The organism is Pantoea allii (assembly GCF_002307475.1).
GTDB classification, from domain to species: Bacteria; Pseudomonadota; Gammaproteobacteria; order Enterobacterales; family Enterobacteriaceae; genus Pantoea; species Pantoea allii.
This window is the reverse complement of sequence record NZ_NTMH01000054.1, coordinates 182,204-203,497: the sequence shown is the minus strand read 5'-3', so window position 1 is coordinate 203,497 and position 21,294 is coordinate 182,204. Positions and strand designations below refer to the sequence as shown.

Here is a 21,294-nt window from a genome sequence, read left to right as displayed (position 1 = left end):
GGTTCGACTGAATCGCAAAGCGGTTCAGGCTGATGCGCCAGCATCACCCGAAGGGCGAGGCCCACCGGGCCGAGGCAATCCTGCACGACCCACCAAATTTAGAAAAAGCGCCTTCAGGCGCTTTTTTCGTTTCTGCGCTCCGATGCCTGACGTGCGGGATGAGAACCTGCTGGCAGGTTCGACTGAATCGCAAAGCGGTTCAGGCTGATGCGCCAGCATCACCCGAAGGGTGAGGCCCGGACGGGAGAAACCCTGTCCAACTTCCCTCTCCACATAAAGCCCTGGCGGCCCTTTTTCTTTTCTGTACTCAGATGACAGTCGGGTCCATCTTACCTGTCGTCACCTCTCATCTTCCCTGCCCGCCTTAACCTCACGCAAGAATGTAAGAATCTTTTCACATATTTAACACTCAGAGACATTAAGCTTTTCCTGTTAACGTCCGATAACCTAAAACGTCTAATTGTAAGGAGAGCCTCATGACAACTATATTAACCAGCACACCGAGTATCGGAAGCGGCAGTTCATCAGACACGGTCAATTCAAGCGATACCGCATCACAAATCGCCAGCCTGAATAAGCAGATTTCTCGTCTCAACGATCAACTGAAAAGTTTGGGCGACGATAAGACGATGACCACAGAGGAGAAAAAGAAGCAGCAAGATACGATTAAGGCACAAATCCAGGTTTTAGAAGCGCAAATCCAGCAGTTACAACGCAAAGAGCAACAGAAGGCTGAAGCAAAGCAGGCGCAAAAAGAAGGTAATACTGCCCCTGCAGATGGTGTCAATCGCCCTACGCAAAACAACCAACTTGACGTTTATATTTAAAACGCAGGTCTGGATTCGCGTTGTTGCGTCAGCAATCTTGCCTGCTGACGCACTTCCTGCCATATCGCTTCAGCCGCTGGCGTTAAAGAGCGATTTTTACGCTTAATTAACGTCAGGGTGCGATTGATCTCAGGATAGAGACGCCGTACCGTTAGTGCACGCCCCGCCGGTAGCGGTAACGCCAGAGCCGGTAAAATGCTGATCCCGATGCCCGCATCGACCATGGGAAAGAGCGTAGCGGGATGGCCGATTTCCTGGATCACGTGAATATTCACGTTCTGCTGGCGTAAAGCCGCATCAATTAATACCCGGCTGCCTGAAGCGTAATCCTGTAGCACCATCGTCCTGCCGTCCAACATAGACCACTGCGCCAGTGCTACCTCGGCAAGCGGATCGTCTTCCCGGCACAACAGCAGAAAAGGTTCGTCCAGAATCGCACAGCAGTCAAAATCCGTGTCATTAAGCGGGCCGATGACGATCCCAAAATCGACTTCAGCATTGCGTACACTTTCTAACACCCATTGCTGAACGCGATCGTGCAAAATGATCTTAATATCAGGATAGCTATGCTGGCTGGCGGCAAGACATTGCGGCATCAGGTGCGCAGAAATGGTCTGGCTGGCCGCGATTCTCACCGTCCCACTGCGTTGTTCGCCGTAGCTGCGGATATCAAGCAGCGTCGTATTCATCTCTTCCAGCAGCCTTTCCATGCGCGATGCCAGCTGCTGTCCGGCCTCGGTCAGGACCACTTCGCGCGTCGTACGGTCCAGCAGGCGAACGCCGATTTCATTTTCCAACTCTTTTATACTGTGGCTCACCGCTGACTGGCTCAGGCCAATAGCCTGCCCGGCCTGGCTAAAGCCGCCATAGTGGGCAACGGCAACAAAGGTGCGTAGCTGACGCAAAGAGTAATTCATCGATTTCTCACATAGATTAATCTAATAAATTAATTTTATTTCTAAACCCGCATCGCGCACAATCCTCACAGACTTAATTTAACCGGATTGTAACGATGGGATTTTTACGTATAGACCCAATGATGATAAAGCTTATCATCACCGTGTTGTTGGCCTCTTTTATTCCTGCCAGAGGCGGCTTCGTTGACGTTTTCCAGTACCTCACTACCGCCGCGATTGCCCTGCTTTTCTTTATGCATGGTGCCAAGCTATCGCGGGAAAAAATCATTGCCGGTAGCAGCCACTGGCGTCTCCATCTCTGGATTATGTGCAGTACGTTTGTGATGTTCCCGGCTATCGGCATGCTAATCGTCTGGTGGCATCCGGTGAACGTCGGCGCAGAGATTTATACCGGTTTCCTGTATCTGTGTATCTTACCTGCCACCGTGCAGTCAGCGATTGCCTTTACCTCGATGGCCGGCGGGAATGTTGCCGCCGCGGTATGTAGCGCATCGGCATCCAGCCTGTTGGGCGTATTTATCTCCCCGCTGCTGGTGAATCTGGTCATGGACGTCAACAGTAACGGGCCGGGCGATGGTCTGGAGCAGGTGGGAAAAATCATGCTGCAGCTGTTGGTGCCTTTTGTTCTGGGCCATCTGTCGCGTCGCTGGATTAGCGGCTGGGTGGAAAGACATCGTGGTCTGATTGGGATTACCGATCAAACCTCCATTCTGTTAGTCGTTTATTCCGCCTTCAGTGAAGCCGTGGTCAACGGCATCTGGAAACGCGTGGGCGTTGATACGCTGCTGTGGATTTTGGCGGGATGCGTACTGCTGCTGACGATCGTACTGCTGATTAACTACTTTGCCTCTCGTCTGTTCGGCTTCAGCCGCCCGGATGAGATCGTTGTTCTGTTCTGTGGTTCTAAAAAGAGCCTGGCAAACGGCGTGCCCATGGCGAACATTCTGTTCCCCGCCAGTGCGGTCGGCATCATCGTTTTGCCCTTGATGATCTTTCATCAGGTCCAGTTAATGGTGTGTTCGTTTATAGCCGGGCGCTATAAGAAAACCAACGACATGCAGGCTAAAAAAGTGAAAGCCGCGGCGGTGGAATCGCAGAAATAACCCAAACGCTGCCTCGTTGGCTTGATACCCACGAGGCAGCGTGCTTATTCACCGCGCTTTAAGGGCTTCACCAGCCCTTCCAGCCCTTCAATTTTAATGGTCAGCGTCAGCTGCATCAGCTCACCTAAACGCCCTGACGGAAAATCACCACTGCGGGCAAACCACAGCAAATAGGGTTCAGGCAAATCAATCAGCATCCGGCCTTTATATTTGCCAAAGGGCATGGCTGTATTGGCTATCTCAACCAGATACTGTTTGTCCATTTCAGGCCCCCAATAACCGAATCATTTCAGCCTCATCAATCACTTCAATGCCCAGCTCCTGCGCTTTCACCAGCTTAGAACCGGCAGCTTCGCCAGCGATAAGCAAATCGGTTTTCCTGGATACACTCCCGCTCACTTTCGCGCCGAGTTCGGTAAGACGGGCCTTGGCATCGTCCCGGTTCATCTGTGACAGCGAGCCTGTGAGCACCACGGTTTTGCCTGCAAATGGACTGTCAATTTCTTCGGCTTTTACCACTACCACTTGCGGCCAGTGAATGCCAATATCCTCAACCAACTGACGGATGACTTCCCGATTGCTCTCTTCTTCCATAAAGTTGCGGACATGCTTAGCAACGACGGTGCCGACATCCTGCACCGCAATCAACGCATCAAGATCGGCGTCCATCACCTTCTGCAACTCACCAAAGTGGTTGGCCAGATTAGCCGCCGTGGCTTCTCCGACTTCACGAATCCCCAGTGCATACAGGAAGCGCGCCAGCGTGGTGGATTTGGCCTTCTCCAGCGCATCGACCACATTCTGCGCTGATTTCGCGCCCATGCGATCCAGACCGGTCAGGGTTTCACGGGTTAAACGGAACAGATCCGCTGGCGTTTTGACATACTCTTTTTCCACCAGTTGATCGATGATCTTATCGCCCATGCCATCCACATCCATGGCACGGCGCGACACAAAATGCTTCAGCGCTTCTTTGCGCTGCGCGCCACAGATCAACCCACCGGTACAGCGCGTCACGGCTTCGCCTTCGATGCGCTCCACATCTGACCCGCAGACCGGACAGTGGGCAGGAAACACGATTTCACGCGCATCCTCAGGACGTTCGCTGGCGATGACATTCACCACCTGAGGGATAACGTCACCGGCACGGCGAATAACCACCTTATCGCCGATACGCAGGTCAAGCCGTTCAATCTCGTCCGCATTATGCAAGGTGGCATTGCTGACCATGACGCCTGCCACCTGCACCGGCTCCAGTCGGGCGACAGGCGTAATCGCCCCTGTGCGGCCGACCTGAAATTCGACATCACGCACCACGGTCATCTGCTCCTGAGCGGGGAACTTGAAGGCCACAGCCCAACGGGGCGCGCGGGCCACAAAGCCCAGTTTTTCCTGCAAATCCTGAGAATCGACTTTGATCACCACGCCATCAATATCAAACCCCAGCGCTGTACGCTGGGCTTCAACGTCGTGATAAAACGCCAGAGCTTCATCCGCATTATGAGCCAGACGAATACGATCGCTGACGGGCAAACCCCAGGCTTTAAACTGTTGCAGACGCGCCATGTGGCTGCGCGGCATCTCGCCCCCTTCCAGCAGACCTAACCCGTAGCAAAAGAAGGTCAATGGCCGTTTCGCGGTGATTCGCGGATCAAGCTGGCGCAGGGAACCCGCTGCCGCATTACGCGGATTGGCAAAGACTTTGCCCTCGGTACGGCGCGCTTCAGCGTTCAGCTTTTCGAAACCGCGTTGGGTCATAAAGACTTCACCGCGCACTTCAACGCGGGCGGGAATATTATCGCCTTTGAGCCGCAGCGGAATGGCGCGAATCGTCCGCACATTGGTGGTGATATTCTCGCCGGTCGTTCCGTCTCCGCGTGTGGCGGCACGGGTTAACAGTCCATCTTCATACAAGAGGCTGACGGCCAGGCCATCCAGTTTGAGTTCGCAGCAGTAAACCAGATCGTCGCTGCTTTTCAGTCGATCCTGAACGCGTTTGTTGAACGCTCTAAAGCTGGCTTCATCAAAAGCATTATCCAGTGACAGCATGGGAACTTCATGACGTACCTGCTCAAACACCATCAGCGGAGCAGCACCCACGCGTTGCGTCGGTGAATCCGGGGTAATCAGATCGGGATGTTGTTCTTCAAGCTCACGCAGTTCACGCATCAAACGGTCGTATTCCGCATCGGGAACGTCCGGCGCATCCATTACGTGATAAAGGTATTCATGATGGCGCAGCGTAGTGCGCAGTTCGGTGATGTGTTCCTGGACGGATTTCATATAACCCCATCAGATAAAAAACCCCCGACAGGCGGGGGTTTATCATAACAAATTGAAAAAGTGCGGATCAGTCTCTGGATTCAACCACATCGCGGATACGCGCTTTGTAGGTTTCCAGTTTCTGCGGCGTCATCATGCGGCGCTCGTCATCAAGTACCACGCCACCGACATCGTCCGCAATGCGCTGTGCCGACTGCAGCATCAGTTTGAAATTCTGATTCGCATCACCATACGACGGCACCATCATGAAAATGGACACGCCAGGCGTAGTGAAGTCGGTCATTTCGTCTGGATTAAATGAACCGGGTTTGACCATGTTAGCCAGGCTAAACAGCACCGGGCCACTTCCGGCCGGACTGAGATGGCGATGGAAGATGTTCATTTCGCCATACTGGAAGCCGGCCTGCAAAATGCCCTGTAACAGCGCTTCACCATTGAGTTGACCACCAGAATGGGCGGCAACATGCAGAACCAACACGGCCTCTTTCGGTTTGCTGCTGGTCGCCGGTCGGGACTCGGGCTGCTTAGGCTGCGGCGGGCTAACCACTTCTGGCTCAGGCACAGGAGCCGCCTGGTACACCGGATTAGGCTGCACCGCATCCAGCGGGTCGGCATCCAGCAGAGGGTCCGCCTGTACCGGAGGCGCGGCAACAAAGGTAGGCTGCTGGCGCGCGGGCCGTTGCTGGGGCGTAGGTTCAGACGTTGGCGCTGGGGCAAAAAGCGGATCGCTGTCAGGCCCGGCGGTGGATGACGGACGCGCGCGCGCTGCTGTGACAGGCTCGTCCGGCTGCACGCGAGTGTCATCGAAATGAGGCTCCTGGTGTTCGCGCGTGTGGCGCACACGAACTTCACCGACGCCTTCTGCTACGTCATCGGTCAGGGTCTCATCATCATGTTCATCACGTTGTTTCAAACGTTTGTGCGGGCGATCGCGGAACACTGAAGAGCGCTCTTTACGGCTGGTCCACAGTCCGTGAATAAGAAGCGCTATAATGGCGATCGCGCCAACAACGATTAATATCAGACGCAAATCCTGCATCATTGTATTCTCTGTTGTTCCAATACCTTGCCACCGCGGCAAACTTTATTCTCTAACTGTATTTGCCCTGCCAGATAAGTGCAAGTCTGTGCAGTATTTTCTCACAAATAAGATAGACCACCCACGCTTTTTCGCTGTTTTTTTACCCAAACGGCACCTGGCCAGCAGAAAAAGCCAGGTTATAGTGGGCGCGCCTTAACATCTTCAGGAGAATGGGCTCTATGGCTGTAAACAATTCGGTATCCTCATTTAACGGTGTGCACTACTTCAGCCAGGGCTGGAAGCTGGTCAGATTACCCGGCATCAGGCGCTTTGTGATCATCCCTTTACTGGTCAATATCGTTCTGCTGGGCGGCGCTTTCGTGTGGCTTTTTTACCAGCTGGATACGTGGATACCACAGTTAATGTCCCATGTGCCAGACTGGCTGCAGTGGCTGAGCTATTTGCTGTGGCCGCTGTCTGTGATTTCCGTCGTGCTGGTGTTCAGCTACTTCTTTTCCACTATAGCCAATCTGATTGCTGCCCCCTTTTGTGGCCTGCTGGCAGAACAACTGGAAGCGCGCCTGACCGGCAAACCGCTCCCCGACAGCGGCTGGGTCGGCATGCTCAAAGATATACCGCGTATCATGAAACGTGAATTACAGAAGCTGGGCTACTACCTGCCCCGCGCGCTTGGCTTACTGCTGCTCTACTTTATTCCGGGCTTTGGGCAAACTGTCGCGCCGGTGCTGTGGTTTATGTTCAGCGCATGGATGCTGTCCATTCAATACTGCGACTATCCTTTCGATAACCATAAGGTAGGTTTTCAGCAAATGCGCCATGCCTTGCGTCAGCACAAGACGGCGAATATGCAGTTTGGGGCGCTGGTCAGCCTGTTTACTATGATTCCTGTAGTTAACCTTGCCATCATGCCGGTGGCGGTTTGTGGCGCAACGGCGATGTGGGTCGATCGCTATCGCACGCGCCTTGCCCGCGCAAACCCAGGCTAAACTCATCAGCCAGCCTTATGCGATTTTTTGCAGGTCTTATTGCCATGAGACATATAGATATATGATTTCTTTCCTTCCGCCAGAAAGAAGAACAGGTATGCTCTGAGGGTTCCCAATAATTCATACAGTTAAGGACAGGCTATGAGCAAGATTTATGAAGACAACTCTTTAACAATTGGTCATACGCCGCTGGTTCGACTGAACCGCATCGGTAACGGCCGCATCCTTGTCAAGGTTGAGTCCCGTAACCCAAGCTTTAGTGTGAAATGCCGTATCGGTGCCAATATGATTTGGGACGCAGAAAAGCGCGGTATTCTTAAGCCCGGCATTGAGCTGGTTGAGCCGACCAGTGGTAACACCGGGATTGCACTGGCGTACGTGGCTGCCGCACGCGGTTATAAGCTGACGCTGACCATGCCGGACACCATGTCCGTTGAGCGTCGTAAACTGCTGAAAGCATTGGGTGCGAACCTGGTGCTGACCGAAGGCGCAAAAGGCATGAAAGGCGCAATCGGCAAAGCTGAAGAGATTGTTGCCAGCAATCCGGATAAATTCTTGCTGCTGCAGCAGTTCAGCAACCCGGCTAACCCGGAAATTCATGAAAAGACCACCGGCCCGGAAATCTGGGAAGACACCGATGGTGAAGTGGATGTGTTTATTGCCGGTGTCGGCACCGGTGGCACCCTGACAGGTGTGAGCCGCTACATCAAAAACACCAAGGGTAAAAAATCATTGATCACGGTAGCGGTCGAGCCAACCGATTCTCCCGTGATTGCTCAGGCAATGGCAGGCGAAGAGCTGAAACCTGGCCCACATAAAATTCAGGGCATTGGTGCCGGTTTTATTCCCGGCAACCTGGATCTGGCGCTGATTGACCTGGCTGTCGCCATCACCAACGAAGACGCTATCTCTACGGCACGTCGTCTGATGGAAGAAGAAGGTATTCTGGCAGGTATTTCCTCTGGCGCTGCCGTCGCCGCCGCGCTGAAGCTGCAGGAAGACGAAGCCTATGCCGACAAGAATATTGTGGTTATCCTCCCCTCTTCTGGTGAGCGCTATCTGAGTACTGCCCTGTTTGCCGATCTCTTTACCGAGAAAGAACTGCAGTAAGCGGGAAGGCTTTCGGATAAATGCTTAAAAAGCACCCAGATGGGTGCTTTTTTGTGGCGTAGATCTCACTTTTACCATGCGGCAGATTGATTTCAGTAACGTGGCTCTGGTATTTAGACTGCCAATTATTTCGAAGCCTGAAATTAATCCTCCTTTGAAGTGGATCAAGCTGAGTCAATATTCAGATTTAGTGAAAGGGCGAATCACGGCATAATTACCCGGTGACGTGCTCAAAACGCTTTTTGACACTCAGCGGGAAAGAAAGACTCATTCAAGCGCATTTGTCAGACAGTAAGATGTATACCCGCGCACCTACACAGGCTAAAGTTACGGCTCCAGGCTAGACTTTAGATCCATAACACTAATCCTGAAAAAGTTGGGGAAATAGAATGTTCCAGCAAGAAGTTACCATTACCGCACCAAACGGACTGCATACTCGCCCTGCTGCGCAATTTGTCAAAGAAGCTAAAGCCTTCCAGTCAGAAATCACTGTCACCTCCAATGGTAAATCTGCCAGCGCTAAAAGCCTGTTCAAGCTGCAGACTTTGGGTCTGACCCAGGGCACCGTTGTCACACTTTCTGCGGAAGGTGAAGATGAGCAAAAAGCCGTAGAGCATTTGGTTAAGCTGATGGCGGAACTGGAGTAATCTCCTTTCTGCACCGCTTTAAAACGACTCTTCTGCGCCATTGCGTGCAACATCTTGATCGCGGACAAACTGTCCGCGTTATTGCTTTCGTAGAGTACGTGTCCCACGACTATGGCAATGCAACGAGTCCAGTCAGCCATCGTGATAAAAAGGTAAGGTTATGATTTCAGGCATTTTAGCATCACCAGGTATCGCTTTCGGCAAAGCTCTGCTGCTGAAAGAAGACGAGATCGTCATCAACCGCAAAAAGATTTCAGATGATCAGGTTGAGCAGGAAATTCAGCGTTTTCTTCAGGGCCGTGGCAAAGCGGCTGAGCAGCTGGAAGCCATTCGCATTAAAGCCAGCGAAACCCTGGGTGAAGAAAAAGCAGCGATCTTCGAAGGCCACATCATGTTGCTGGAAGACGAAGAGCTGGAGCAGGAAATCACCGACCTGATCAAAAAAGATCACGCTACTGCCGATGCCGCTGTGAACTCAGTGATTGACGCCCAGGCTAAAGCCCTGGAAGAGCTGGACGATGAATACCTGAAAGAGCGCGCGGCGGACGTGCGCGACATCGGCAAACGCCTGCTACAAAATATTTTAGGTCTGCACATTGTCGACCTGAGCGCAATCCAGGACGAATCTATTCTGGTGGCGAAAGATTTAACGCCGTCAGAAACCGCACAGCTGAACCTGAAAAAGGTGCTGGGCTTTATTACCGATTTGGGCGGTCGGACTTCGCACACGTCAATCATGGCTCGCTCGTTAGAGATCCCGGCAATCGTCGGTACCGGTAACGTGACTGCCACGATCAAGAACGGCGATTTCATTATTCTGGATGGCGTGAACAATGCGATTCACATTAACCCGTCTGAAGCGGTTCAGGAAGAGCTGAAAGCCGTTCAGCATCAGTATCATTCAGAAAAACATGAACTGGCCAAGCTGAAAGACCTGCCGGCGGTGACGCTGGATGGTCATCAGGTCGAAGTCTGCGCCAATATCGGAACCGTGCGTGATATCGCCGGTGCCGAACGTAACGGCGCTGAAGGTGTAGGTCTGTACCGCACCGAGTTCCTGTTTATGGATCGCGATTCGCTGCCTACTGAAGAAGAGCAGTTCCAGGCCTATAAAGCCGTTGCAGAAGCGATGGGATCGCAGGCCGTTATCGTGCGCACCATGGACATCGGCGGTGACAAAGACCTGCCTTACATGAACCTGCCAAAAGAAGAGAACCCGTTCCTGGGCTGGCGTGCTATCCGTATCGCGATGGATCGTAAAGAGATCCTGCATGCTCAGCTGCGCGCCATTCTGCGTGCTTCGTCCTTCGGTAAGCTGCGTATCATGTTCCCGATGATTATTTCGGTCGAAGAAGTACGCAGTCTGAAAGCGGAGCTGGAGCTGCTTAAAGCGCAGTTACGCGAAGAAGGCAAAGCGTTTGATGAGTCAATCGAAGTCGGCATTATGGTTGAAACCCCCGCTTCTGCCGTGATTGCCCGCCACCTGGCTAAAGAAGTCGACTTCTTTAGCATTGGGACAAACGATTTGACGCAGTATACTCTTGCAGTAGATCGTGGTAATGATTTGATTTCGCACCTGTATAACCCAATGACACCATCAGTATTGAACCTCATCAAGCAAGTTATTGATGCGTCTCATGCTGAAGGTAAATGGACTGGCATGTGTGGTGAGCTGGCAGGTGACGAACGTGCTACACTACTGTTACTGGGAATGGGGCTGGACGAATTCAGCATGAGTGCCATTTCTATCCCTGGCATCAAGAAAATTATTCGTAATACACATTTCGAAGATGCGAAGGCGTTGGCAGAGCAGGCACTGGCTCAACCTACGGCGGAAGACTTGATGAACCTGGTTAACAAGTTCATTAAAGAAAAAACGCTCTGCTGATCCACGAGATGCTGGCCCCAAATTACTGCTTAGGAGAAGATCATGGGTTTGTTTTCTAAACTTTTTGGCGAAAAAACAGATAGCGCTGGGACAATTGATATCGTAGCGCCTCTGTCAGGCGAAATCGTGAACATTGAAGACGTACCAGATGTGGTGTTTGCAGAAAAAATCGTGGGTGACGGTATTGCGATCAAACCCAGCGGCAACAAAATGGTTGCACCGGTTGACGGTACTATCGGCAAGATTTTTGAAACCAATCACGCCTTTTCAATTGAATCAGATAATGGCATCGAGCTTTTCGTTCATTTCGGTATTGATACCGTTGAGCTGAAAGGTGAAGGCTTTAAACGTATCGCTGAAGAAGGTCAGAAGGTTAAAAAAGGCGACGTGGTTATCGAGTTCGATCTGGCGCTGCTGGAAGAGAAAGCAAAATCAACGTTAACACCGGTTGTCATTTCCAACATGGATGAGATCAAAGAGCTGACTAAGCTTTCTGGTCAGGTCATCGTGGGTGAAACGCCGGTGATTCGTATTAAGAAGTAATCCGCACTAAGACCTAAAAAGAAAAACGGCACCCTCAAAGGTGCCGTTTTTTTATGGCCTGTGACAACATTAATGCGGCTGCCAACGCGGTAAACGCAGGGTTAACTCAAGACCGCCTTCTGGCCGGTTAACGGCGCGGACTTCGCCATGATGCGCCAGAACCACCTTACGCACGATAGCGAGCCCCAGCCCATAACCTTTCCCCATCAGGGGTGAATTCACCCGCACAAAAGGGTCGAAAATACTGGAGAGCTTGGTTTCATCCACGCCAGGCCCCTGATCGCGCACGTGAATGGCCAGCCACTGAGATTCCACCTTCAGGCTCACCTCAATCCGCTGCCCCGGAAGCGAGAAGCGCAACGCATTGCGCAACACATTCTCAATGCCACGACGACACAGTTCAGCATTGCCGCGCACGGTATGATCGGCCTGACCGTCAACGTCAAACGTCACCTCAACACCGGGAATCTGCGCTTCATAACGCAGATCTGTCACGACCGCCTCTAACAATCCCGCCAGATCAAAATAGTGATCACCCGGCATACTTTCATGCTCCGCACGCGCCAGGGTCAACAGCTCGCCGATCATCTTATCGAGCCGTTGTGCCTCTTCGTCAATGCGATCCAGCGAAGCATTCACGTTTTCCGGCCGTTGCCGTGCCAGGCCGGTTGCCAGTTGCAGGCGGGCAAGCGGGGAACGGAGTTCATGGGAGATATCATGAAGCAGAGCTTCACGCGCCTTCACCAGCGTATCCAGCCGCTCCACCATGGCATCAAAGGCCTGTGCCACGCTGGACAGCTCATCGTGACGTTTACGCAACGCCGGGTAAAGCCGGACGCGCAAATCACCATTTGCCACCCGGGAAAATCCTTCACGCAGCTGTCGCATCGGCCGGGTCAGGTTCCAGGCGAGAAGCAAACTGAACAGCAGCCCCACCGAGCCAGCAAAGATAAACATCGGCTCGGGAATATTCAGGAAACTGTGCGGCCGCCCTTCCCGACTCCGTTCACGCATGCCTCTGAGATCGTACAGGAGCTCATAATCCTTGCCATCGGCTCCTTGCACCTGGCGCACCAACTGGTCGGGGAATAGTGATTTATCGGGTGTTTCGGAAACGGAGGGGATTGCGGTGGCGTCAGACTGAAGATCATCAACGGGATTGATGCTGAGAAATTGCCGTTCTTCAGGCGTCCATTCCGCTGTCATTACCGCAAGTGCGGCGGGCCCTTCACGTTCCAGCACAGATGATGCTGACGCCATTATCACGTCAGCCAGACGCTGTGTTACCAGGAGTTCAGGTGGATGGTGTCGGGTACCGGAAAGCGAAAATCCCAACCAGATAAGCTGGCTGATAATGACAAACACCAGCCAGAAGCCCAGCAGGATCTTCCAGAACATGCGTCCGCGATAGCTGTGATTCATCGAATGCGATAGCCAATGCTGCGGACGGTTTCAATCGTAATGCTCTCCGCCGTCAGCGCACTGAGTTTCTGACGGATATTACTGATGTGCACGTCCACGCTACGATCGTAAGCCTCACGCGGTCGTCCCAGCCCTTTTTCTGACAGTTCGTCTTTGGTGACGACACGGTCGGGTGAGCGCAACAGCAAATCGAGCAGGTTAAATTCTGAGGCGGTCAGGTCAAAGGTTTTGCCACGCCATTCCGTAATGCGCCTGGCCGAATTGAGGGTTAACTCGCCCCATTGCAGCGTCTCTTTCTTGTCCTGCGGCGGCGCAAGCTCCTCAACGCGGCGCAGTACGGCGCGCAAACGCGCAACCAGCTCACGGGGATAACAGGGCTTGGGCATATAGTCATCAGCGCCCATCTCCAGCCCGATGACCCGGTCAATGTTATCGCCTTTGGCGGTCAGCATAATTACCGGTAAGCGGCTTTGCTGACGCACCTGGCGCAGCACATCGGTGCCGCTCATATCGGGCAGCATGATATCCAGGATCATGGCGCTAAACTCACCGGACAGCGCCCCCTGAACCCCGGCCGTGCCGGTTAAAACCAGTTGCGTGTCAAAGCCTTCCGTAATCAGATATTGGCTTAACATGGTGCCTAACTCTACGTCGTCATCTACCAGCAAGATTTTCATTGTTATCTCTCATGTGTAACTGGCGCTATTTTGACCCGAGTCAGCGCAATGCGCAGCCGGTTTTACGCGATCCTTACAGATGCGATTAAGCATAGTGCGAACCCTGGCAAATAAAAAAGGCTTATGCCCCCGGCGGATAGCACAAGCCTTTCTTAACGCGTCGATATTGACGACACGCTACTGATAGATGCCGGTAGAAAGATAGCGATCGCCACGGTCACAGACGATGGCCACCACCACGCTTCCCGGCCAGGCTTTGGCAACGCGCAACGCCCCGGCAACCGAGCCACCGGAGCTGACGCCACAGAAAATGCCCTCACGACGCGCCAGCGCGCGCATGGTTTCTTCGGCTTCCTGCTGGCCCATATCAATAATCTCATCCACCAACTCAGGACGATAAATGCCCGGCATATAGGCCTGTGGCCAGCGGCGGATGCCGGGAATACTGCTGCCTTCGGTCGGCTGCAGGCCAATCACTTTGACGCCGGTATGATGATCTTTTAAAAACCGGCCTACGCCGGTAATCGTGCCGGTGGTGCCCATGCTGGAAACAAAATGGGTCATCCGCTGTTTCGACTGCTGCCACAGCTCCGGCCCGGTGGTTTGGTAGTGGCCAAGCGGATTGTCGGGATTATTAAACTGATCCAGTACGGTGCCTTCACCCCGAGCAGCCATCTCCTGGGCCCGATCGCGGGCGCCTTCCATTCCCTGTTCACGGCTGACCAGCACCAGCTCGGCACCATAGGCACGCATCGCATCCTGCCGCTCCTGGCTCATGTTATCCGGCATCAGCAGCCGTAGCTTATAACCTTTCATTGCCGCAATCATCGCCAGCGCAATACCGGTGTTGCCGCTGGTGGCTTCAATCAGCCGATCGCCTGGAGTAATGTCACCGCGCCGCTCCGCCTGATGGATCATCGACCAGGCTGCGCGATCTTTCACTGAACCGGCGGGATTATTCCCTTCCAGTTTAAGCCAGACCTCACTGCCGTTGTCAGGCGTCAGGCGTTGCAACCTGATGAGCGGCGTATTACCGATGGTGTCTTCCAGAGTGGTCACGGTGCATTTCCTGGCAAAACGCTATCCGCCATCGTTCAGGCTTCAGCCTGAATCATTGCGGTATAACGGTCATTAAAAAGGCGGGACACTGTCCCGCCCTGCGTGAAAAAGAAAATATCAGGCGCTATGCGCAAAGGCAACCGCCCGTAACGGCGTCGCCCCCTGATACAGTCGGGCCTGCTGTAGCCCCACGAACAGGCGTTCGCCACGCAGCGGTGCGGTTTGTTCACCATCAAAGACCAGCGAGAACGGCTCGCTCTGCCATCCGCTTGGCTGCACTACCAACTGCCAGAAATGACCGCGAGGGCTTACCTCTAAGACCTGAACAGGCAATGGCGTTTCCAGGCTGCTCCTGCGTGAAACGTCGATTTCCCAAGGACGCAGGAACAGATCGACCGCGCCCTGATGCGCTGAGGTATAACCTAACGGCCAGTGATGCGCGCCCACATGGAACTGAGAGCCATGAACTTCGCCGTCAAAGCGGTTAACCTCACCCAGGAACTCCAGCACGAAACGCGTGGCAGGATCGCGCCAGACCTCGTCCGGCGTCCCCACCTGTTCAATGCTGCCCTGGCTCATCACCACCACGCGATCGGCCACTTCCATCGCCTCTTCCTGATCGTGCGTCACAAAGACGCTGGTAAACTTCAATTCTTCATGCAGTTGGCGTAACCAGCGACGCAACTCTTTGCGCACCTGCGCATCCAGCGCGCCAAACGGCTCATCCAGCAGCAGGATTTGCGGTTCTACCGCCAGCGCCCTTGCCAACGCGACGCGCTGTTTCTGCCCGCCAGAAAGCTGGGCCGGAAAACGGTTTGCCAGATGGGACAGTTGCACCATCTCCAGCAGGCGCGTGACGCGCTGCCTGATCTCCGCACTGGACGGACGCTCACGGCGCGGCAACACCGTCAGACCAAAGGCAATGTTGTCGAATACCGTCATATGGCGGAACAGCGCATAGTGCTGGAAGACAAAGCCTACCTGACGCTCGCGCGCATGCAGACGGCTGACATCGTGGTCATGAAAACGGATCTGACCGCTGTTCTGATGCTCCAGCCCGGCGATAATACGCAGCAGCGTTGTTTTACCGGAACCGGACGGCCCCAGTAATGCCACCATCTGGCCAGAAGGAATATCCAGTGAGATATCGTTCAGCACCGCTGTGCGACCAAAGGATTTGTTGATCTGGTTAATCTCAATGCTCATGATTGTCCTCCAGTTGCAGGCGTTTATGCTGTTGCTCTAAACGCCATTGCACAATGCTTTTCAGAAACAGCGTCACGATTGCCATCACGGTCAGTAAGGCCGCAGCAGTAAAGGCGCCTACCGTATTGTAATCCTGATGCAGTAATTCAACCTGAAGCGGTAAGGTATAGGTTTCACCGCGAATAGAACCGGATACCACCGATACCGCGCCGAATTCACCAATGGCGCGGGCGTTTGTCAGCACAACGCCATACAGCATGGCCCAGCGAATGTTGGGCAGCGTAACGCGACGGAACATCTGCCAGCCCGAGGCACCTAACAGCACGGCGGCTTCGTCCTCATGACTGCCCTGACTCAGCATCACCGGCACCAGTTCGCGCACCACAAACGGACAGGTAACGAAGACGGTGACCAGCACCATGCCAGGCCAGGAGAACATCACCTGAATATTATGGGCATCCAGCCAGCCGCCCGCCGGGCCATTGATGCCCCAGAACAGGAGATACATCAGGCCCGCCACGACAGGCGATACGGCAAACGGAATGTCGAACAGCGTTAAAAGCAGCTGGCGACCGGGAAAGGTAAAGCGTGTCACCAGCCAGGCCAGCAGCGTGCCGAACACTAAATTCACCGGCACGGTAATCAACGCGACCAGCACCGTCAGCCATATGGCATGCAGCATATCGCTGTCGGTCAGGTTGCTAAACGTCACGCCCAGCCCTTTGTACAACGCTTCCCAGAAGATGGAGACCATCGGCACCACCAGCAGAAGCAGCGATATCAGTGCGCCAATACCAATAAGCAGCCACTTACTCCAGTTAACCGGCTGGCGATCGGCCGCGTTGAGTTGCGAAATCTCTGCCATTAGTGGCCTCCCAGACGACGACCAAATCGGCTTTGTAATGTATTAATCGCGAACAGTAACAGCAGCGATGCCGTCAGAATCACCGAGGCGATGGCGCTGGCTGCCGGGTAGTCAAATTCCTGCAGGCGGACAAAAATCATCAGCGAGGTCACTTCGGTTTTCCAGGCGATGTTGCCCGCGATAAAGATCACCGCACCAAACTCACCCAGGCTGCGGGTAAACGAGAGCGCAGTGCCCGCCAGAAGGGCTGGCGCGACTTCGGGCAACACGACCCGGCGAAAGCTCTGCCAGGGCGTTGCGCCCAGTGTCTGAGCGGCTTCCTCGTATTCGGGACCTAACTCTTCCAGCACCGGCTGCACGGTTCGCACCACAAAGGGAATACTGGTGAACGCCATCGCCAGCGCGATACCGATCCAGGTATAGGAAATCTTGATATCGAAATGGGCAAACCACTGTCCGTACCAGCCGTTAACGGAAAACAGACCGGCCAGCGTCAAACCCGCCACGGCGGTGGGCAGCGCAAACGGCAAATCCATCAGCCCGTCAAGCAACGTGCGGCCCGGGAAGCGATAGCGCGTTAAAATCCATGCCATTAACATGCCGAATACGGCATTAAACAATGAGGCCACACCGGCCGACAGTAACGTCACTTTGTAGGCTGCGATCAGTTGAGGATTGGTGACCACGTCCCAGTATTGCTGCAGCGTCATCTGCGACAGCTGCATAATCAGTGCGCTGATGGGCAGCAGCAGCACCAGGCAGGTAAACAGCAGGCTGGTGCCGAGGCTCAGACCGAAACCGGGCAGAACGCGTTTTTGGCTGGCTGCAAACATGATTACCGCCCCGCCGCTAACAATTTATCCAGCTCGCCGCCGCTGGCGAAATGGGTTTTCATAACGTTATCCCAGCCGCCAAACGCCTCTTCCACCCGAAACAGGTTGGTGGCAGGGAAACGGGCTTTTTGCTGCGCCATTAACTGCGGATTGTTCACGCGGTAATAGAAATCCGTGATGATTTTCTGCGCCTCGGGGGAATACAGCCAGGTCAAATACGCTTTTGCCGCATCGCCCGTTTTATTCTGCGCGACATTTTTATCAACCCAGGCGACCGGAAACTCCGCCAGGATATCGGTTTTTGGCACCACGACTTCATAGTCATCTTTGCCGTATTGGTTGCGGATGTTATTCACTTCTGACTCAAAACTGATCAGCACATCTCCCAGGCCGCGTTCGGCAAAGGTGGTTGTGGCACCGCGGCCACCGGTATCGAACACTTCAACATTCTTTAAAAACTTCGTCATAAACGCGCGGGTTTTGGCCTGATCGCCCCCGTCAGCCTGGCTGGCAGCGCCCCAGGCCGCAAGATAGGTATAGCGCCCGTTACCGGAGGTTTTGGGATTAGGAAAAATCAGCTTCACATCGTCACGGGTTAAATCGGACCAGTCGTGAATCTGCTTTGGGTTTCCCTTGCGCACCAGGAACGCCATGGTGGAATAAAAGGGTGAACTGCTATTCGGCAGACGCGTTTGCCAGTCGGCCGGAATCAGCTTGCCTTTATCGTGTAACACCTGCACATCCGTGACCTGGTTATAGGTCACGACATCGGCACGCAGACCTTGCAGGATCGCCAGCGCCTGTTTAGATGACCCGGCATGGGACATCTTAATGGTCAGCTTGTCGTCAGGATGGCTGGCATCCCATTGACTGACAAAAGGCGCATTCAGGGCGACGAATAATTCACGTGCAACATCGTAAGAGCTGTTTAGCAGCTCGGTCGCGTTTGCGGCACCGGCCAGGCTCAGCGACAGTGCGAGTCCGCTCACGATTTTTTTCATCGCTGGTAAGGTCATGGTTCACCCTGAAGAAATTTGATGCAGATCTCATCTGCCGATACAGCAGTTTATTTATAACTCAGCGTAAACCCGTAACGGTTTTATATATCGTTTGCTGATTTCAAAGTCGAAAAAGGCATAAGGCGGTGGCAGAAGATAGCGGGAAAGTGGCATTGGACGCGCAGGGCTGAGGGTCTGCCCTGCGGTTTAGCGGTATGAAAAGGCCTTAGCGCTGCCAGACAATTTTGCTGAGCTTCCAGCTCTTGAGTGTGTCATCCGACGGCATCAATCCCTCTGGCCCATGCCAGGTTCCGCTGTAGACATAGCGAAGATGCTGACTGTTGGGCGCGCGGCACTCCACGTCACGGTTGTCCAGCCCGCTCGCCAGCACACAGTTATTGAAGGCTTTGTCGAATCTGGCGCTGAACGCGTCACCGATTTTGCTGCCATCGGCGCTGGCAATGTGGCTGTCCAGCACTTCAATGCGGTCAACCTGCGACTGGCCATAAACCACCAGCATTACTTTGCCGTCATCCATGGCCTGCCAGAACGACACCACCTGACCATTATGACCGCGCATGCCCTGGCGCAGATCGTACTTGCCTTTCAGCCCCTCTTTTATGGCGGCTTCGGTCATGGCGGTGGAGCCATTAATGCCACCCACGCCCTGCTCTGTGGCTGTCAGCGAGGACCCAAACCAGTTCCAGGGCAGCGCCGATGACCAGTGGTAGCTCAGTGGATTCCACCAGCTTACCTGCTGGCTGCTGTTAGCATCAGTACCGGAGGAACTGGCACACCCACTGACCAGTATGGCCGCAGTCAGTAACGTGTAACGAACAGCTTTCATGAAAACTCCTGTGAATATAAGAACAATAAAGGACAATAAGGCAGAACTGATTGGAGTCGCAAAGCGGCAAAAAGTTTATTCGGGATACTGTTGCGGTACAAAGCAGGCGCGAAGCCGGATGCTGCTGAATAACCACAGCAGCGCCAGCAGATCGAACAGCGTCAACAACAAGGGGAGCGGCGAGCTGAGAAAATCAGCCAGATACAGTTGAGCGCCTTGCCAGAGCAGATTAATCGCCATAGCGAGCATTAAGACCTGGCGCCAGCTGCGCCACAGTTTTGGCAGACGCGAACGGTAGCCGGTCAACAGCAGGCCAAACAGCGCCGGTAAGCCCAGCGCCAGGCCTGACCAAAAGGCCTGGCGGTCAGGATAAAAGAGCGCCAGAAGATCGTTCCCCTGCTGGCGTGACGCACCGGCCATAATCAACAGCAACCAGGTCCGTGACTGTAGCAGCAGAATCAGCCAGAAAAGAAACGGCAGGCGCAACTGGCCTTTATCATCGTACTCTTCCGGTGGCCAGACAGAATTAATATTCACGATCTTCGATTAAACGTTTGCCCAGTAACACCACATCGACCGTTTCGTAGTCGAGCTTTTCATAGAATGCGACCACCTGATCGTTCTCTTCACGCACCATCAAATGGATTTTTGGACAGCCGCGCGCGATCAGTTTTTTCTCAAGGCGGTTCATCAAGGCATTGGCAAAACCGCGTCCCTGATAATCAGGATGCACAGCAAGGTAATAGGCCGCGCCGCGATGTCCGTCGTAGCCACCCATCACCGTGCCGACGACTTCACCGCCCACTTCTGCCACCAGGAAAAGATCGGCGTCGTGATGCATTTTGCGTTCGATATCCAGCTCGGGATCGTTCCAGGGCCGTAACAAATCGCAGCGTTCCCAGAGCGTGATTACTTCTTCAAAGTCTTCCTGGCGGAAGGTGCGGATTTCCATCTTCTTTACCTGCTATTCACCACAATTTGCTGATTATCACGCTTTCTTCGGCTGGCGCAACCCTCCCTACCGGGGGCAACGTTAAAAAAAAGGGATTTGGCTGTTAGTGAGCTGAAATACAAAGTAATAACCTGAAATGGTTGAAAGATCGCCGTGGCGCTAACGTTACGCTATAACACTTTGCATAATTGTTGCTTATGGACCTGCACATGCATTTGCTTAAACGTTTAATTCACCGCCGCCAGCTTCTGCTGTCAGGACTTGCACTGGCCGTGTTGTCTCCGCGCGCCGTACAGGCAAAAGAACAGCAGGCTTCTCTCTCTTCCCGTCACACCTCGCCAAAACCGCCAGCCAGTAACGGTAAACGCATCGTCATGATCGACCCTGGCCACGGCGGGATTGATTCGGGTGCGGTGGGCGAAGAAGGCGCGGAAGAGAAGCATATTGTCTTAGAAATCGCCAACAACGTCCGCCGTGAGCTACAGTCACATCCGCGCATTGAGGTGCGCCTGACGCGCGACAGCGATCACTTTATTCCCCTTTATCAGCGCGTGGAAATTGCCCATCAGCATGGCGCGAATCTGTTTATGTCCATCCATGCCGATGGCTATACCAGCCCGGATGCCAACGGGGCCTCGGTTTTCGCCCTGTCCAACCGCGGTGCCAGCAGTAGCATGGCGCGCTATCTGTCAAACAGAGAGAACGATGCCGACAAGGTCGGTGGCGCAAAGGTGGAAGCGCAGGATCACTATCTGCAGCAGATCCTGTTTGACTTGGTGCAAACGGACACCATCAAAAACAGCCTGACGCTGGGCAAACACGTGCTGGATCAGATCCGTCCCGTGCATCACCTTCACAGTCAGCACACGGAACAGGCCGCTTTTGCCGTATTAAAATCCCCGTCGATTCCCTCAGTGCTGGTGGAAACCTCGTTTATCACTAACCCGCGGGAAGAGCAGTTACTGGGCACCAGCGCATTCCGTCAAAAAATTGCATCGGCTATCGCCACCGGAATAATCAATTACTTTGATGAGTACGATCGCCGAATGTCGTAATGAATAAGCTATAATCACGTCCAATTTTTACCAA

Annotated in this window: 23 protein-coding genes; 9 read left to right on the top strand and 14 right to left on the bottom strand. The window is 53.7% G+C overall.

The genetic code is table 11. From position 1 onward, the window contains the following. Both CMR03_RS25425 and CMR03_RS24080 read left to right on the top strand, forming a co-directional pair. Nucleotides 1-208: hypothetical protein (locus CMR03_RS25425; RefSeq protein WP_208625047.1), on the top strand; the 208-nt coding region annotated here is incomplete at its 5' end. A 268-nt stretch (nt 209-476) separates the two neighbouring features. Beyond that, nucleotides 477-827 (top strand): FlxA-like family protein, encoded by a 351-nt coding sequence (locus CMR03_RS24080; protein ID WP_096012872.1) that lies wholly within the window; start codon nt 477-479, stop codon nt 825-827. On the opposite strand, the gene CMR03_RS24075 is transcribed toward CMR03_RS24080, so the two are convergent. Beyond that, the gene (locus tag CMR03_RS24075; RefSeq protein ID WP_096012871.1) at nt 824-1,744 is read right to left on the bottom strand and encodes a LysR family transcriptional regulator; all 921 of its coding nucleotides are present in this window, start codon (nt 1,742-1,744) and stop codon (nt 824-826) included. The genes CMR03_RS24080 and CMR03_RS24075 overlap by 4 nt on opposite strands. A 95-nt stretch (nt 1,745-1,839) precedes the next feature. Between CMR03_RS24075 and CMR03_RS24070 the strand changes: the two genes are divergently transcribed. Beyond that, on the top strand, nt 1,840-2,847 hold the full coding sequence (locus CMR03_RS24070; RefSeq protein WP_063880461.1) for a bile acid:sodium symporter family protein: 1,008 nt from the start codon (nt 1,840-1,842) through the stop codon (nt 2,845-2,847). 44 nt (nt 2,848-2,891) lie between these two features. Here the strand turns inward: CMR03_RS24070 and CMR03_RS24065 are convergent, their stop codons facing one another. The 3 genes from CMR03_RS24065 to zipA form a co-directional block, all read right to left on the bottom strand. Then, on the bottom strand, nt 2,892-3,110 hold the full coding sequence (locus CMR03_RS24065) for a DUF3820 family protein (RefSeq protein WP_063880462.1): 219 nt from the start codon (nt 3,108-3,110) through the stop codon (nt 2,892-2,894). Nucleotide 3,111: 1 nt separating this feature from the next. Continuing rightward, entirely contained in the window at nt 3,112-5,130 is a 2,019-nt protein-coding gene (ligA, locus tag CMR03_RS24060) for an NAD-dependent DNA ligase LigA (protein ID WP_063880463.1), read from the bottom strand. A 67-nt stretch (nt 5,131-5,197) separates the two neighbouring features. Further along, a complete protein-coding gene (zipA, locus tag CMR03_RS24055; protein ID WP_096012870.1) occupies nt 5,198-6,172 on the bottom strand; it encodes a cell division protein ZipA in 975 nt (324 codons plus the stop codon). Between the two features lie 218 nt (nt 6,173-6,390). On the opposite strand from zipA, the gene cysZ reads away from it, so the two are divergent. The 5 genes from cysZ (at nt 6,391) to crr (ending at nt 11,346) form a co-directional block, all read left to right on the top strand. Next, entirely contained in the window at nt 6,391-7,158 is a 768-nt protein-coding gene (cysZ, locus tag CMR03_RS24050; RefSeq protein WP_096012869.1) for a sulfate transporter CysZ, read from the top strand. Between the two features lie 141 nt (nt 7,159-7,299). Beyond that, nucleotides 7,300-8,268, top strand: a complete 969-nt coding sequence (cysK, locus tag CMR03_RS24045) for a cysteine synthase A (protein ID WP_063880466.1) — start codon at nt 7,300-7,302, stop codon at nt 8,266-8,268. 389 nt (nt 8,269-8,657) lie between these two features. Further along, entirely contained in the window at nt 8,658-8,915 is a 258-nt protein-coding gene (gene ptsH / locus CMR03_RS24040; protein WP_003848868.1) for a phosphocarrier protein Hpr, read from the top strand. A gap of 160 nt (nt 8,916-9,075) precedes the next feature. Next, nucleotides 9,076-10,803 carry a phosphoenolpyruvate-protein phosphotransferase PtsI gene (gene ptsI, locus CMR03_RS24035; RefSeq protein ID WP_063880467.1) on the top strand — a complete coding sequence of 576 codons (1,728 nt, stop codon included), beginning with the start codon at nt 9,076-9,078 and terminating at the stop codon, nt 10,801-10,803. A gap of 42 nt (nt 10,804-10,845) precedes the next feature. Next, complete coding sequence (crr, locus tag CMR03_RS24030; RefSeq protein ID WP_063880468.1) at nt 10,846-11,346, top strand: PTS glucose transporter subunit IIA; 501 nt, start codon at nt 10,846-10,848, stop codon at nt 11,344-11,346. A 69-nt stretch (nt 11,347-11,415) separates the two neighbouring features. On the opposite strand, the gene CMR03_RS24025 is transcribed toward crr, so the two are convergent. The 10 genes from CMR03_RS24025 to CMR03_RS23980 form a co-directional block, all read right to left on the bottom strand. Continuing rightward, on the bottom strand, nt 11,416-12,768 hold the full coding sequence (locus CMR03_RS24025; protein ID WP_096012868.1) for an ATP-binding protein: 1,353 nt from the start codon (nt 12,766-12,768) through the stop codon (nt 11,416-11,418). Then, complete coding sequence (locus CMR03_RS24020) at nt 12,765-13,445, bottom strand: response regulator transcription factor (protein WP_063880470.1); 681 nt, start codon at nt 13,443-13,445, stop codon at nt 12,765-12,767. Before CMR03_RS24020 ends, CMR03_RS24025 begins: the two co-directional genes overlap by 4 nt. A 177-nt stretch (nt 13,446-13,622) precedes the next feature. Further along, entirely contained in the window at nt 13,623-14,504 is an 882-nt protein-coding gene (gene cysM / locus CMR03_RS24015) for a cysteine synthase CysM (protein WP_096012867.1), read from the bottom strand. A 117-nt stretch (nt 14,505-14,621) separates the two neighbouring features. Then, entirely contained in the window at nt 14,622-15,710 is a 1,089-nt protein-coding gene (gene cysA, locus CMR03_RS24010) for a sulfate/thiosulfate ABC transporter ATP-binding protein CysA (RefSeq protein WP_096012866.1), read from the bottom strand. Next, a complete protein-coding gene (cysW, locus tag CMR03_RS24005; protein WP_063880473.1) occupies nt 15,700-16,575 on the bottom strand; it encodes a sulfate/thiosulfate ABC transporter permease CysW in 876 nt (291 codons plus the stop codon). The genes cysA and cysW overlap by 11 nt, the downstream gene beginning before the upstream one ends. Continuing rightward, the gene (gene cysT, locus CMR03_RS24000; protein ID WP_063880477.1) at nt 16,575-17,408 is read right to left on the bottom strand and encodes a sulfate/thiosulfate ABC transporter permease CysT; all 834 of its coding nucleotides are present in this window, start codon (nt 17,406-17,408) and stop codon (nt 16,575-16,577) included. The genes cysW and cysT overlap by 1 nt, the downstream gene beginning before the upstream one ends. 2 nt (nt 17,409-17,410) lie before the next feature. Beyond that, nucleotides 17,411-18,424 (bottom strand): sulfate ABC transporter substrate-binding protein, encoded by a 1,014-nt coding sequence (locus CMR03_RS23995; RefSeq protein ID WP_096012865.1) that lies wholly within the window; start codon nt 18,422-18,424, stop codon nt 17,411-17,413. Between the two features lie 208 nt (nt 18,425-18,632). Then, nucleotides 18,633-19,253, bottom strand: a complete 621-nt coding sequence (locus CMR03_RS23990; protein ID WP_096012864.1) for an RpoE-regulated lipoprotein — start codon at nt 19,251-19,253, stop codon at nt 18,633-18,635. A gap of 75 nt (nt 19,254-19,328) precedes the next feature. Next, a complete protein-coding gene (locus CMR03_RS23985; protein WP_096012863.1) occupies nt 19,329-19,790 on the bottom strand; it encodes a DUF2919 domain-containing protein in 462 nt (153 codons plus the stop codon). Then, nucleotides 19,780-20,205 carry a GNAT family acetyltransferase gene (locus tag CMR03_RS23980; protein ID WP_006117810.1) on the bottom strand — a complete coding sequence of 142 codons (426 nt, stop codon included), beginning with the start codon at nt 20,203-20,205 and terminating at the stop codon, nt 19,780-19,782. Before CMR03_RS23980 ends, CMR03_RS23985 begins: the two co-directional genes overlap by 11 nt. Before the next feature lie 209 nt (nt 20,206-20,414). Here CMR03_RS23980 and amiA point away from each other — a divergent pair, with 209 nt between their 5' ends. Further along, nucleotides 20,415-21,260 (top strand): N-acetylmuramoyl-L-alanine amidase AmiA, encoded by an 846-nt coding sequence (gene amiA, locus CMR03_RS23975; RefSeq protein WP_241567980.1) that lies wholly within the window; start codon nt 20,415-20,417, stop codon nt 21,258-21,260. Nucleotides 21,261-21,294: the final 34 nt, after the last annotated feature.

Bases quoted from the DNA above. Each gene is read 5' to 3' on its own strand.
- amiA (WP_241567980.1), top strand. From the start codon at position 20,415: ATGCATTTGCTTAAACGTTTAATTCACCGCCGCCAGCTTCTGCTGTCA.
- ptsI (WP_063880467.1), top strand. From the start codon at position 9,076: ATGATTTCAGGCATTTTAGCATCACCAGGTATCGCTTTCGGCAAAGCT.
- cysA (WP_096012866.1), bottom strand. From the start codon at position 15,710: ATGAGCATTGAGATTAACCAGATCAACAAATCCTTTGGTCGCACAGCG.
- cysW (WP_063880473.1), bottom strand. From the start codon at position 16,575: ATGGCAGAGATTTCGCAACTCAACGCGGCCGATCGCCAGCCGGTTAAC.
- CMR03_RS24075 (WP_096012871.1), bottom strand. From the start codon at position 1,744: ATGAATTACTCTTTGCGTCAGCTACGCACCTTTGTTGCCGTTGCCCAC.
- cysZ (WP_096012869.1), top strand. From the start codon at position 6,391: ATGGCTGTAAACAATTCGGTATCCTCATTTAACGGTGTGCACTACTTC.
- CMR03_RS23980 (WP_006117810.1), bottom strand. From the start codon at position 20,205: ATGGAAATCCGCACCTTCCGCCAGGAAGACTTTGAAGAAGTAATCACG.
- zipA (WP_096012870.1), bottom strand. From the start codon at position 6,172: ATGATGCAGGATTTGCGTCTGATATTAATCGTTGTTGGCGCGATCGCC.
- CMR03_RS24065 (WP_063880462.1), bottom strand. From the start codon at position 3,110: ATGGACAAACAGTATCTGGTTGAGATAGCCAATACAGCCATGCCCTTT.
- CMR03_RS24025 (WP_096012868.1), bottom strand. From the start codon at position 12,768: ATGAATCACAGCTATCGCGGACGCATGTTCTGGAAGATCCTGCTGGGC.
- CMR03_RS24080 (WP_096012872.1), top strand. From the start codon at position 477: ATGACAACTATATTAACCAGCACACCGAGTATCGGAAGCGGCAGTTCA.
- CMR03_RS24020 (WP_063880470.1), bottom strand. From the start codon at position 13,445: ATGAAAATCTTGCTGGTAGATGACGACGTAGAGTTAGGCACCATGTTA.
- CMR03_RS24070 (WP_063880461.1), top strand. From the start codon at position 1,840: ATGGGATTTTTACGTATAGACCCAATGATGATAAAGCTTATCATCACC.
- ptsH (WP_003848868.1), top strand. From the start codon at position 8,658: ATGTTCCAGCAAGAAGTTACCATTACCGCACCAAACGGACTGCATACT.
- crr (WP_063880468.1), top strand. From the start codon at position 10,846: ATGGGTTTGTTTTCTAAACTTTTTGGCGAAAAAACAGATAGCGCTGGG.
- cysT (WP_063880477.1), bottom strand. From the start codon at position 17,408: ATGTTTGCAGCCAGCCAAAAACGCGTTCTGCCCGGTTTCGGTCTGAGC.
- CMR03_RS23990 (WP_096012864.1), bottom strand. From the start codon at position 19,253: ATGAAAGCTGTTCGTTACACGTTACTGACTGCGGCCATACTGGTCAGT.
- ligA (WP_063880463.1), bottom strand. From the start codon at position 5,130: ATGAAATCCGTCCAGGAACACATCACCGAACTGCGCACTACGCTGCGC.
- cysK (WP_063880466.1), top strand. From the start codon at position 7,300: ATGAGCAAGATTTATGAAGACAACTCTTTAACAATTGGTCATACGCCG.
- CMR03_RS23995 (WP_096012865.1), bottom strand. From the start codon at position 18,424: ATGACCTTACCAGCGATGAAAAAAATCGTGAGCGGACTCGCACTGTCG.